The 11,962-nt window shown below is 73.2% G+C and carries 14 protein-coding genes; 9 read left to right on the forward strand and 5 right to left on the reverse strand.

All coding sequences use genetic code 11. The features are described from left to right. Nucleotides 1-235: 235 nt before the first annotated feature. Both ACLGIH_RS32275 and ACLGIH_RS32280 read right to left on the reverse strand, forming a co-directional pair. Nucleotides 236-1,066 (reverse strand): SAM-dependent methyltransferase, encoded by an 831-nt coding sequence (locus tag ACLGIH_RS32275; protein ID WP_416528823.1) that lies wholly within the window; start codon nt 1,064-1,066, stop codon nt 236-238. Between the two features lie 108 nt (nt 1,067-1,174). Continuing rightward, nucleotides 1,175-1,711 carry a cysteine hydrolase family protein gene (locus tag ACLGIH_RS32280; RefSeq protein WP_416528824.1) on the reverse strand — a complete coding sequence of 179 codons (537 nt, stop codon included), beginning with the start codon at nt 1,709-1,711 and terminating at the stop codon, nt 1,175-1,177. Nucleotides 1,712-1,835: 124 nt separating this feature from the next. Here ACLGIH_RS32280 and ACLGIH_RS32285 point away from each other — a divergent pair, with 124 nt between their 5' ends. The 6 genes from ACLGIH_RS32285 (at nt 1,836) to ACLGIH_RS32310 (ending at nt 7,479) form a co-directional block, all read left to right on the forward strand. Beyond that, nucleotides 1,836-2,195: a transglycosylase family protein gene (locus ACLGIH_RS32285; RefSeq protein ID WP_416529539.1), complete on the forward strand. Its 360-nt coding sequence runs from the start codon at nt 1,836-1,838 to the stop codon at nt 2,193-2,195. Between the two features lie 256 nt (nt 2,196-2,451). Then, on the forward strand, nt 2,452-3,195 hold the full coding sequence (locus tag ACLGIH_RS32290) for a PepSY domain-containing protein (protein WP_416528825.1): 744 nt from the start codon (nt 2,452-2,454) through the stop codon (nt 3,193-3,195). Nucleotides 3,196-3,343: 148 nt separating this feature from the next. Further along, on the forward strand, nt 3,344-3,913 hold the full coding sequence (locus tag ACLGIH_RS32295; protein WP_416528826.1) for a snapalysin family zinc-dependent metalloprotease: 570 nt from the start codon (nt 3,344-3,346) through the stop codon (nt 3,911-3,913). Nucleotides 3,914-4,175: 262 nt separating this feature from the next. Continuing rightward, entirely contained in the window at nt 4,176-5,138 is a 963-nt protein-coding gene (locus ACLGIH_RS32300) for a LysR family transcriptional regulator (protein ID WP_416529540.1), read from the forward strand. Next, nucleotides 5,135-6,241: a polyprenyl synthetase family protein gene (locus tag ACLGIH_RS32305; protein ID WP_416528827.1), complete on the forward strand. Its 1,107-nt coding sequence runs from the start codon at nt 5,135-5,137 to the stop codon at nt 6,239-6,241. The genes ACLGIH_RS32300 and ACLGIH_RS32305 overlap by 4 nt, the downstream gene beginning before the upstream one ends. A gap of 308 nt (nt 6,242-6,549) precedes the next feature. Then, nucleotides 6,550-7,479: a dihydrodipicolinate synthase family protein gene (locus ACLGIH_RS32310; protein ID WP_416528828.1), complete on the forward strand. Its 930-nt coding sequence runs from the start codon at nt 6,550-6,552 to the stop codon at nt 7,477-7,479. Nucleotides 7,480-7,499: 20 nt separating this feature from the next. Here ACLGIH_RS32310 and ACLGIH_RS32315 read toward each other — a convergent pair whose 3' ends face one another. Then, entirely contained in the window at nt 7,500-8,054 is a 555-nt protein-coding gene (locus ACLGIH_RS32315; protein WP_416528829.1) for an AAA family ATPase, read from the reverse strand. 659 nt (nt 8,055-8,713) lie between these two features. Here ACLGIH_RS32315 and ACLGIH_RS32320 point away from each other — a divergent pair. Next, nucleotides 8,714-9,322: a hypothetical protein gene (locus tag ACLGIH_RS32320; protein ID WP_416528830.1), complete on the forward strand. Its 609-nt coding sequence runs from the start codon at nt 8,714-8,716 to the stop codon at nt 9,320-9,322. Here ACLGIH_RS32320 and ACLGIH_RS32325 read toward each other — a convergent pair. Then, on the reverse strand, nt 9,285-10,331 hold the full coding sequence (locus tag ACLGIH_RS32325; protein WP_416528831.1) for a fatty acid desaturase family protein: 1,047 nt from the start codon (nt 10,329-10,331) through the stop codon (nt 9,285-9,287). The two genes, ACLGIH_RS32320 and ACLGIH_RS32325, sit on opposite strands and share 38 nt — an antisense overlap. A gap of 265 nt (nt 10,332-10,596) precedes the next feature. After that, complete coding sequence (locus tag ACLGIH_RS32330) at nt 10,597-10,887, reverse strand: zinc-ribbon domain-containing protein (RefSeq protein ID WP_416528832.1); 291 nt, start codon at nt 10,885-10,887, stop codon at nt 10,597-10,599. Nucleotides 10,888-11,041: 154 nt separating this feature from the next. Between ACLGIH_RS32330 and ACLGIH_RS32335 the strand changes: the two genes are divergently transcribed. Then, nucleotides 11,042-11,383, forward strand: coding sequence for a hypothetical protein (locus ACLGIH_RS32335; RefSeq protein WP_416528833.1), 342 nt, complete (start codon nt 11,042-11,044; stop codon nt 11,381-11,383). 123 nt (nt 11,384-11,506) lie between these two features. Then, the gene (locus tag ACLGIH_RS32340; protein WP_416528834.1) at nt 11,507-11,944 is read left to right on the forward strand and encodes a Fur family transcriptional regulator; all 438 of its coding nucleotides are present in this window, start codon (nt 11,507-11,509) and stop codon (nt 11,942-11,944) included. The last annotated feature ends 18 nt before the right edge of the window (nt 11,945-11,962 follow it).

Genomic DNA, 11,962 nt, shown 5'->3' on the forward strand with positions numbered 1-11,962 from the left:
GGTGCAGGGGCGTGGCGGCGCGGCAAGGGACGGCCGCGCCGCCACCTGCATGCGGTGACGCTCGCCGGCACCGGCCGGTGACCCCCGTTCGACGGGAGCCGCAGGCCGGTGCCGGGCACGGTCACCGGCCACGCCTTCGGTCTCACGGTCCGGCCGTGGTCTCGCGGTCCGGCCGTCGCGTCGTCGGTCAGGGCGTTGTCCGGCCGGTCAGCCGGTCAGGACTTCGTCTCGCCGGTCAGGGCGTCGCGTCGCCCGGCTTGCGGCCCACTCCGCCGAACATGGCGACCTCCGCGGGCAGCGTGTCGCCCCCGGGTTCCGGGCGCCAGCGGTTGCAGGAGACGACACCGGGGGAGAGCAGCTCCAGACCGTCGAAGAACCGGGCGACGTCCTCCGGGCTGCGCTGGGTCAGCTTGGGCGTGCCGTGCTCGTTCCAGAAGGCCACCGCGGCGTCGACGTCGGGCATGTCCGGCCGAGTGACGGTGTGCGACAGCACGAGGTGACTGCCCGCCGGCAGGGCGTCGACGAGGCGCCGCACGACGCCGTACGCCTCGGCGTCGTCCTCGACGAAGATGACGACGCCCAGCAGCATCAGCGCCACGGGCTCGCTCAGGTCCAGTGTCCGTGCGGTGTGCTCCAGGATGGTGTCGACGTTGCGCAGGTCCTCGTCGAGGTAGTCCGTGCGGCCCTCCGGTGTGCTGGTGAGCAGCGCCTCGGCGTGGGCGAGGACGATCGGGTCGTTGTCGACGTAGACGACGCGTGACTCGGGCGCGATCCGCTGGGCGACCTCGTGGGTGTTGTCCGCGGTGGGCAGCCCGGTGCCGATGTCGAGGAACTGCCGGATGCCGCACTCGCCGACGAGATGCCGCACGGCGCGGCCGAGGAACTGCCGGTCCGCGCGTGCGTAGTCGCCGATCCCGGGGTGCAGTTCGCGTATCCGGTCACCGGTCTGCTGGTCGACCGGGTAGTGGTCCTTGCCGCCCAGCCAGTAGTTCCAGATCCGGGCCGTGTGCGGCTGGTCGGTTCTGATTCTGTCGCGCAGCTCGCTCGCCACGGGCCTGTCGGTCATGCGAAGTCCTCCGTCGCGGGCCCGATCGCCCGCCGTGATCCCTTGCCGTGATTCCTTGCGGAGTACGGTAGTTGACCCGGCGGGGGGCCGGTCACCGGACACCGGGCTTCACTGCCACACCTCGTGGCTGTCGCACACCCGCGCCCCCATGTTGCGCTCCATCATGCGCAGGGCGGCGTCCGCCAGATCGGCGTGGATGTGGGCGACGGCGTCGCGCGGCACTACGACGTCGAGGTGGCGGATGTGCGCGTCGAGCGACGAGTAGAGCACGCACTGCTCCGTCACCTGCCCGCACAGCACGAGCCGGTCGATGTCCTGTTGCTGGAGCAGGTAGTCCAGCGGAGTCCCGAAGAAGATCGAGTGCCGCGCCTTGACCACGAACAGGGAACGGTCGTCGGGCCGCAGCGGCTCGACGAGACCGGCGTGCGGGCCGGACAGCGCCTTGTCCAACAGCTCGCCGTGGTGCGAGCGCCACTCGCCGAAGTTGTCGTTGACGTAGATCACCGGTGCGTCCCGCTCCCGCGCCTGCCGCAGCAGGCGGGTCAGGACCGGCACCACGGACTTCACCGAGGGGATCAGCAGCTCGGCGTCCTTGTGGTCGTACGTGTTGATCATGTCGATGACGATCATCGCGGTCTTGCCCATACGGCCAAGGCTGCCACCCGCCGACCGCGGAGCCGGTCAGGCGCAGCCGCCATCCGTCCGGAGTACCCGGCGGCCCGTACGGCGAGTGCGTTCCGTGAGTGTATGTAACAGTCCGTTCATGATGATGTGCCAGAATGATCATGTGACCGGCCTGTGTGGTGCCGGGAGGCGCCGGATCGGGACCGCCCTGGTGACGCTGGCGGCCGCGGCGGCGCTGAGCGTCCCCACCACCGCCGTCGCGGCCTCGGCCGCCCCCCTCGGGCCCGACTGGGACGCCATCGCCGCGTGCGAGTCAGGGGGCGACTGGCAGGCCAACACCGGCAACGGCCACTACGGCGGGCTGCAGTTCGCGCAGTCGAGCTGGGTCGCGGCCGGCGGGCGCAAGTACGCCCCGCGCGCGGACCTGGCCACCCGTGCGGAGCAGATCGCCGTGGCCAAGCGCCTGGCCGCCCTGCAGGGCCTGTCCGCCTGGACCTGCGCCTGACCTCGCCTGCGCCTGGGCTTGCGCCTGGGCCGGACCCGGTCTGCGCCTGCGCCTGCGCCTGCGCCTGCGCCTGTGCCTGTGCCTGTGCCTGTGCCTGTGCCGGACCCCGCCTGCACCTGACCTCGCCTGCGCCTCGCAGGCGGGGTCGCCGACGGGGCCGGCATCGCACCGCGGCCTCCCGCCGCAGCGCGGCCAATCCGGTGGTTTCCGGCCCGTACCGGCGTGACCGGGCGGCGCCGGTGATACCGACAGCTCCATGAGCTCTGCGCGACGTCATCCCTCTCTTCCACACTCTCTTCGCTCCACGGCCCTGCGTACGGCGGCCGCACTCTGTGTCCTGGGCAGCTCGGCACTGGTACTGGCCGGCTGCGGAGACACGGACACGCGGGCCACCGGCACCGCGGCGGCACAGACCACCGGCCCGGCCACCGCCTCCCCCTCGCTCACCGACGACCAGGCCGAGCGGAAGGACCTGATCTCCCGGACCGAGGTCGGCTGGGACGACGCGGTGGACACCGCAGTCAAGGAGGTCCCCGGCGGCAAGCTCGTGGACCTCGAACTGAAGGCCACCCCGCGCGACGCCACGGCGTCGCCGGGCACGGACGACCCGACGCCCAGCACGCCGAACCCCGCGCCGTCCGCAGGGGCCCCGGAATGGGCCGTCAGGGTGGCCGCGGCCGACGGCACCGTGCACCACGTCGACATCGACGCCGTCAACGGCAAGGTCTTCCGCACCCAGTTGGACCCGGACCAGGACGCGGACGACAAGCGAGAACTCGCCGACCGGCTGAGCCGCGCCACCCAGACGCCGCAGCAGGCCGTCCAGAAGGCCACCGACCGGACCGACGGCACCGTCACCGGCATCGAGCTCGGCGAGAACGACGACCAGCGTCTCATCTGGTCCATCGACATCGTCACGACCGACAAGTGGGACAAGACGACCTACGACGTCGACGCGACCAACGGCGAGATCCTGCGCGAACACGTCGACCGGGACTGAGCAGCAGGTCGGTCACCACGTCGGACACCGGGCCGGCGCCGTACGCACACGGCGCCGGCCGATTGAGGGATTGGCCCCCGGGACCGGCGGGCAGTGAGCCCGACGTATGTCATGCGCACGACTGCCTTCCCCCACAAGGAGGTCGACCATGCACGTCCGCAAGCTCACCCTCGGCGCCGCTGCCGTACTGGCGGTGGCCTTCCCCCTCTCCGGCGGCCAGGCCACGGCCGCCCCCGCCCCGAACGCCGACCGCGCGCAGGCCGCCCGCGTCCTCACCTACGACGCCCGCGGCGCCGCGGAGTTCAAGACCGCCGTCGACCGGGGAGCGGCGATCTGGAACGAGAGCGTCGACGCCGTCGAACTGCGCCCGGTCACGGCCGGGCAGCGCGCCAACATCCGGGTCCTGGCGGACAACGGCTGGCCGCGCGCCCTGCCCACCTCCCTGGGCAACGGCACCGTGTACATCGGACGGCAGGCCGTGAACCAGGGCTACGACACGGTCCGCATCTCCTCCCACGAACTCGGTCACATCCTGGGCCTGCCGGACCGCAAGCCCGGCCCCTGCTCCAGCCTGATGTCCGGGTCCACCGCGGGAACCTCCTGCACCAACCCGTACCCCGACGCCGCCGAACGAGCCCAGGTCGAGGACAACTTCGGCGGCGCGCTGACCGCCCCGCGCGGGGAACCGGCGCCGCGGGCCGTGCTGATCGTGGACTGACGCCCGCCGGTCCCGGGCCGCACCGGCCGGCCGCCGGGCGCGCCACCAGCCGACCCGTCAAGCAGCCGGAGGCGGGTCGGCACCCTTCCCCGCCGTCCCCCCGTCAGGTCCGGACTCGGCGAGGGGTGACGGGGGCGGGTTGCCGCCCTGGGCCCGAATCGATCACCGTTGAGCCGCGAAGGTCCAGTCAATCCTCGGGTGTTCTTGCACATCCCCAAGCAACTTCTTGGGGGAGGCGCCGCATACTGTGTCGCCCGTGCCGATGACCTTCGACGATCTCCGCGTCTTCGTGGCGGTGTGCCGGGCGGGCAGCCTCAGTGCCGTCGCCCGTGACCTGTCCTGCACCCAGTCCGCGGTGAGCCAGCACGTCAAACGCCTGGAGCGCGCGACGGGCGTGCGCCTGCTGGAGCGCCGGCCGCGCGGTGTCGTGCCCACCCCGGCCGGCCAGGTGCTGCGCGCGGCGGCCGTGGAGGGGATGGCCGGACTGGACCTGGCGCTGCGCCGGCTCGGCGAACTGGCCCGCGGTGAGACGGGGTCGGTGCGGGTGACGACCGGCGCCACGACGGTGCGGCACTTCATGGCCGACGCCGTCGTCGCCTTCCGGGACCGGCACCCGGGCGCCACGCTGGAGTTCCGCACCGGCACCTCCAGCCGGAGCTGCTTCGACGCGCTCGCGGACGGCACGGTCGATCTGGCCTGGGTGACCATCGGCGGACCCGTGCGGGGCATCGAGCAGCGCCCCGTCGTCGAACTGCCGTGGGTCCTCGCGGTCCGGGCCGACGACCCCCTCGCCCGGTGTACCGGGATCGGGCCCGCGGAGCTGGCCGCCGCCCGGCACATCCGCCTCCCCGAGAACTCCTCGTCACGGGCGCACCTCGACACGGCCCTGGCCCGCCTGGGCGTCCACGTCACCTCGGACACCGGGGTCGCCGACTGGGACACCGCCATCCTGCTGGCGGAACTCGGCGTCGGACACGCCGTCGTCCCCGCCCTGCCCGGCCGGCGCTCCACCGGCACCCTGACCTTCCTGCCACTGCCGGACCTGGCACCGCTGCCGGTCGGCTGGGCGGTCCGCCGCTGGACCGCGCTGTCCCCCTTGGCCCGTACGTTCGCCGACACCGTGGCCCGCAGCTGTGCCCCGGCCGGTGCCCCCGCCGACGTGGCCGAGGACCACCTCGTACCCGCAGGATCCGACGATGCAGCAGGTGAAGGAGACGCCACATGAACGACCACGCCGACGAGGCCGGCACGGCACGGCTCAAAGAGCGGCTGATGGCGCGTGCCGCCGGATACGAGTCGGCGTTCGGCGCACGGTTCGAGGAGTACTTCGACACGCTGGAGGCCACCTTCGACGCACCCTCGTTCAGCCGCTACACCGCGGACTGCCTGCGCCTGCTGCGCAGCCTGTCCCTGCGCGGCGGGAAGCGGATGCGGGTGGTGCTCCTGCACGAGGCGGCCCGCCTGGTGACGGCCGACCCGGTCGAAGGGCTGGACGCCGCGGCGCTGAGCATCGAACTGCTGCAGACACACGGCCTGATCCACGACGACCTCATCGACGACAGCCCGCTGCGGCGGGGCGGCCCGTCCACCTACTACGCCTACCGGGAGAGGTTCCCGGACCATCCGCAGGCCGCGCTGGGCCTCACCGTGCTCGCCGGCGACCTGGCACTGGCGCTCTCCCTCCAGGTGCTGCTGGACGCCGGGGTTCCGCTGCCGGTGCGCCAGGCGATGGCCGAGGTGCAGACGCAGGCCGCGGCCCACACGTTCGTGGGTCAGATCGCCGACCTGGAGCGCGACTTCACCGACCGGCCCGGCGAGGAGGTCCTGCACGCCGTGGCCGACTACAAGTCCGCCCGCTACTCGGTGCTGGCCCCCATGCGGCTGGGCCTCCTGGCCGCCGGCGGGGACCCCGAGCGCCACGCTCCCGAACTGCGCCGCTACGCACGGCTGGTGGGGATCTGCGGCCAGATGCGGGACGACTACCTGGACCTCTTCGGCGATCCGGACGCCATGGGCAAGCCGGTGGGCACCGACCTCCGGGACGGCAGGCGCAGTTACGCCGTCGCCGCCCTGCTGTCCACCGTCACCGGCCCGGACCGCGCGGTGGTGGAGGCCGCGCTCGGCGACGCCTCGTGCACCCCGGAGACCATCGCCGCCGTCCGGCGGATCGGGCACGACCACGGGGTCGCCGACCGGATGCGGCGGGACATGGCCCACCATGCGCGGCAGGCCGCCGAGACGGCCTCCCACTGGCGGTCGCACTGGCGAGACGACGCGGTCGCCTTCTTCGAGGCGCTGCCGAGGTGGAGCGTGGAACGGGCCGGATGAACCGACCGGGCCGCACGGGCAGCGGCCCGCCCTCCGGCGGCGTGCTCCGGCCTAGGATGGCGCCATGGCCGTGGTCCACTTCGCAGGTGTCCCCGTCGACGACCGCGCTCCGGCCCAGGCGGCGCGGGCCGGAGCCCACCCGGCACGACGAGACCCACGACAGCGGCGTCCGGAACACCGGCCACCACGATCCGGACGGTGGGACCGGGTCCCCCTCGACGGCGGCACGCGCTGAGCCCCGGGCACCGTGCCCACCGGACGGTCCCGCCCGGGCCGCCCGGACGATCCCCGCGAGAGCTGGAGCACCCATGTCCTTCCCCACGCCCCTGTGCGGCGTCGTCCCGCCGGTCCTCACCCCCCTCACCCCCGCCGGGGAGGTGGACGTCCCGTCGGTGCGCCGGCTCGTCGAGCACCTGATCGGTGCCGGTGTGCACGCAGTGTTCCTGCTCGGGTCGAGCGGAGAGGCGGCCCACCTGACCGACGCCCAGCGATCGGCGGCGCTGGAGGCCGCCGTGGACACCGTCGCGGGCCGCGTCCCCGTCCTGGCCGGCGTCATCGACATGACCACGCCCCGGGTACGGGAACGCGCGGCCGACGCCGTCCGCGCGGGCGCCGACGCGCTGGTCGCCACGGCACCCTTCTACACCCGCACGCACCCCGTCGAGATCGCCGACCACTACCGCCGCGTCCGCGACGGCGCCGGCCTGCCCCTGTTCGCCTACGACATCCCGACCGCCGTCCACACCAAGCTGCCCCGCGGCGTGGTGGCCGACCTGGCCGCCGAGGGCACGCTCGCCGGGCTGAAGGACTCCAGCGGTGACGAGGGATCGCTGCGCCGTCTCCTGGCCGAGCTGCGCCGCCGCACCCGCGCCTTCTCCGTGCTCACCGGCTCCGAACTCACCGTCGACGGCGCACTGCTGGCCGGTGCCGACGGCGTCGTGCCCGGGCTGGCCAATGTCGACCCCGGAGGTTACGTACGGCTCTACGAGGCCGCCCGGGCCGGGGAGTGGACCGCGGCCAAGGCCGAACAGGACCGGCTCGCGGCCCTGTTCGCGCTCACCGAAGCCGGCGACCCGGCCGCCATGGGCCCCAACTCCCGGGCCCTGGGCGCCTTCAAGGCGGCGGCCCGGATGCGCGGCCTCATCGACTGCGCCGCCACCGCCGTACCGCACGTACCGCTCGACCCGGCCGCCGAGGACCACATCCGTACGTGCCTCGCCGAAGCCGGTCTCCTCTGACCCCGGGGCGGTGCCGTGCCCTACGCCCCGCCACCGGTGCGCGGCTCGGCCCAGCCGGTGACGGACAGCACTTCCCGCGCGATCTCCCCGACCGTCCGCCCGTCCGTCTTCACCCGCACCGCCTCGGCCGGTGCCCGGTCGTCCAGGAGCCGTGCCTTGCGGGTGCTGCTGCGCAACTCCCGCTCCAGCTCCGAGCCGATCTCCCGGCCCCTGAGCCGCTCCGCGGCGGTGACGTCCGAAGCGGTGAGCACGACACGGACGCTCCGCACCCCGGCGCCCATGGCCCGCTCGACCATGGCCGTGGCCTCGGGCAGCACACACAGGGTGTTCGTGTAGACGAGCCGGCGATACCCCCGCCGGGCGAAGTTGGCCCACACGTCCCGGAGATTGGCCTCCGCGATGCCGGAACGGTCCGGGTCGCCCTCGGGTGCCGGGTGCACCATCCCCATGAAATCGCCCTCCACCACCGCGTGCGGCACTTGCGCGGCCCGCAGCAACGCCGAGACCTCGAACGCCACGGTCGTCTTCCCCACTCCGGCCCGTCCGCCGATGAGCAGCACTTCCGTCTGATCCATGCGCACAGACTGCCGCAACACCGCAGGTGGCGGCACCGGGATAACGGGTGGCCCCCTCGCCGCCGGGCAGCGACAATCCCGTTCGGGACGGGACGGACGGGGCGGGAAAGGAAGAGGGGCGGGAAAGGAAGAGGGGCGGGACGGGAAGGGGGAGCACAGGGTCCTGACCGTGTTCGGCTGCGGGCGGTGCGGTACTCCGCTGACCGTGCCGGTGTCCCGGGTGGCGCTGCCCGTCCACGCCCATCAGTCCTACGGGCACGAGCTGTTGCCCCCGCTGATGGAGCCGGGGACGTACGCCGTGGACCCGGAGCCGTCCGGGCCGCCGTGGCGGAGGTGGAGCGAGGTCGGGGCCGAGGAGGCGGAGGCCAGAGGCGTCCACGCCCCGGTGCCTGTCCTGTCGTTCGGGGAGCCGGGGGCCGTCGTCGTGGCGCCGGGCGACGTCCGCGACACCGTCCTGATCCCCGAGCGGTGCGACGGCTACTGCGTGGGGCCCGACGGGCGAGACGGCCCCAACCTTGCCTGCGCGCAGTGCGGCCTGCCGGTGGCGACCCGCATCGACGACTGCACGTTCTGGCAGGCCGTGTGGCTCGCCCCGCACGCCGTGCACCGTATCGCCGAGGACGCCCCCCGCCGTCCCGGCGGCCGACTGGGAGACGGTGGTGGACCAGTGGCCCAGGACGCCGCCGGTCGAGCCGTCGGGGTGGTGGGACCCCCGGTGGGAGGCGGCGCTCGGCGCGGCGCTGGCCCATCTCCTGGCCGCCTCGCGGGGTGCGCCCGTGGCCCTGCCCGAGGGCCTGCTCACGCAGACACTGGGCCGTGCGCTCGACGTGCTGCTCCCGTCGGGCCCGCCGGCGCGGACCGCGGTCCTGGCCGGGCCGGGCCTGCCCGCACCTGACCCCGCGACCGACATCGCCCTGGTACCGCGGCATCCGCAGACGGGGGAGGTGTGGCGAGCGGGTGGCGACACGGCCAGGGTGCCCGTGGCCGCCGAGGTGTGGCTGCACCTGGCCTTCCCGCACGACCGGCCGCTGGTTCCGGTGGCGGGCCGCATGCCCGACGGGGTACTGCGCGACGATCCGCCGCCCCCGCGCCCCTGGTCCCTGTTCCGCCCGGACCGGCGGGTGTTCCTCGGCACCCTCGCCCGGCTGCCCGACGTCCGCCTGCCCTGGTCGCGGGGCATCCACGACCGGCTGACCGGGCAGCCGTGCGCACGCCCCTTCCAGAGCCTGTTCAGCGGGCGTCACGCAGGGGTTCCCCGACGCTCCTGAGGTGGCGCAGCGCCTCCCGGTGCGAGGCGAGCAGGCCGGTCTGGTGGTAGGGGATGCCCAGTTCGGCGCAGTACCGCTCGGTGATGACCTGGGCCCTGCCCAGGGCCGGGGTCGGCATGCTCGGGAAGAGATGGTGCTCGATCTGGTAGTTGAGACCGCCCATGAAGGCGTCGACCAGGGGGCCGCCCCGCACGTTGCGGGAGGTGAGGACCTGGCGGCGCAGGAAGTCGAGCCGCATGCCGTCCTCGATCATCGGCATGCCCTTGTGGTTGGGGGCGAAGACCGAGCCGAGGTAGATCCCGAACAGGCCCTGGTGGACGGCGATGAAGGCGAGTGCCTTGCCGGGGGAGAGGACGGTGAACACGCCACCGAAATACACCAGGAAATGGGTGACGAGGAGCGTGCCCTCCAGAACCGGCCGCTTCACCGAGGGATTTCGCAGAGCCCGGAAACTGCTGAAACTGAGGTTGAGGCCCTCCAGGGTCAGCAGCGGGAAGAAGAGGACGGCCTGATGCCGTCCGATGAAGCGCGGAAGTCCGCTGGCCCTGAGGGCCTGACGGCGGGACCAGACCAGAATGTCCGGGGCGACGTCCGGGTCCTTTTCCTCGTGGTTGGGATTGGCGTGGTGGCGGGTGTGCTTGTTCATCCACCAGCCGTAGCTCATGCCCAGCAGCAGGTTGGCGACCACCAGCCCACCGGCCTCGCTGGGGCGCCGGCCGGAGAAGACCTGCCGGTGGGCGAGGTCGTGGGCGGCCAGCCCGAGCTGGCCGAAGACCACGGCCGCCGCCGCGGCGACGAACAACTGGGCCCAGCTGTCACCCAGGGCGAGAAATGCGCCGACGCATCCCGTGAGGACGAGGGCGACCGTCCCGAAACGCAGGGTGTAGTGGAGCGGGCGGCGGCGCAGCAGACCCGCTCGGGATATGCGGCGGGACAACTCGGAGAAGTCGCTTCCCGTGTGCCGGTCGCGCGTGGACGAAGGCTCGGGGAGCACGATGGAATGGGCCATGTACCTCAGTATGGGAACGGCGCGGCGCCCGCAGAATGCGGCAGGCCCCCCGGGTGAGGGTGCAGGTAGCACCACCCCGCGGGGCGTGATTACCGGCATTTCCGGGTGACCGTGTCGGCCGCCCGTCAGCCGAACGCCTCGACGTACTCCTCGACCGGGCCCGGATCGGGCCCCTCGCGCAGGGCGAGGCGGTCGCCGAGGCGCTCCAGCTCCAGGACGGTGATCGTGTTCGCGCCGGGGCGGAGCAGCCGGCCGGCCCCGGCGGTCAGTAGCGGTACGGCTGCTGCTGCGGCTGTCCGTGCGGCCGCCCGTCGGGGTCACCGGCCGCCCGGTCCTGCAGCTGCTCCGCCTGCTCCGCGGTCAGCCGCTGCTCCGCGCCGCAGAACGTGCACTGCGTGGCGTACTTCGTGGAGACGGGGAACAGCGGCACGAAGAACAGCGTGAACTTCGTGACGCGCTTCCTCAGCGTGTGCGCGGCGGGATTCCCGCACTGGGTGCAGACCAGCGTCAGTATCGCGAGCTGGTACAGATACCCCTTGGTGCCGAAGATGATCATCTTGATCCCCGTCCTTCCCGTTCGATGCTGCTCACACAGTGCCAGAGAGCGGCGACAGGCTGTCGTGGAGGGCCCGATCGCCGTGCCCCGCGCCCCTCGCGTTGCGACAATGGACCCGTACCGCGTACCCAGCACCTGCTACGAGGAGGTCGCCGTGGCAGAGGAACACCCCGCGCGACCCGGAGCGGGGACGGCCCGGATCGCCGAGGCCGACGAGCAACGCGCCGTCCTGGTGCTCTCCGGCGATCTGCGCGGCGCCCCCGCGCTGCGGGACCTGGAGGAACTGCTCCTCAGCGAGCGGCTGCGCCGGTCGCGGAGCTGGGTGCTGGAACTGGCCGACCTGGACCATCTGGGCCTCGCCTGTGCGTATGCCGTACTGCGCGCCGTGACGAGTGCCCCGCAGCCGGTGGACCTCACCGTCCGCGGTGCCCACCGGCCGGTCCACCGGACGCTGCGCGAGGCGGGCATCGACGCGCTGGCCCGGTTCGAGCACTAGGGCCCGTCCGGCAGACCCTGACCGGCGGGTCACCGCGTGACGGACGCCCGGCACCCGGCGGCGCACAAAAATGAACGGTTCGTTTCCTTGAGTCGGTCGGGTTATGGGGATAGGTTCGCCCGCATGACGGGACCCCAGCCTCCGACCCCCGCCGAGGAAATCCGGGGCGTCGGCCTGCGCGTCACCGCGGCCCGTGTCGCCCTGCTCGAAACGGTCCGGCAGGGCGACCACCTCGACGCCGAGTCGATCGCCGCCGGGGTGCGCCACCGCGTCGGCCACATCACCCTGCAGGCCGTGTACGAGGGCCTGCACGCGTTCACCGCCGCCGGCCTCGTCCGCCGCATCGATCCCCCCGGCAGCCCCGCCCGCTTCGAGGGACGGGTCGGGGACAACCACCACCACCTCGTGTGCCGGTCCTGCGGTGCCCTCGCCGACGTCGACTGCGCGGTCGGCGAGGCGCCCTGCCTGACCGCCTCCGACGACCACGGCTTCGCCATCGACGAAGCCGAGGTCATCTACCGGGGCCTGTGCCCCGCCTGTTCCACCGCTCCCACAACCTGAGCACCGCGATCCGCCAGT

The organism is Streptomyces hamibioticus (assembly GCF_047946815.1).
Taxonomy (GTDB): domain Bacteria; phylum Actinomycetota; class Actinomycetes; order Streptomycetales; family Streptomycetaceae; genus Streptomyces.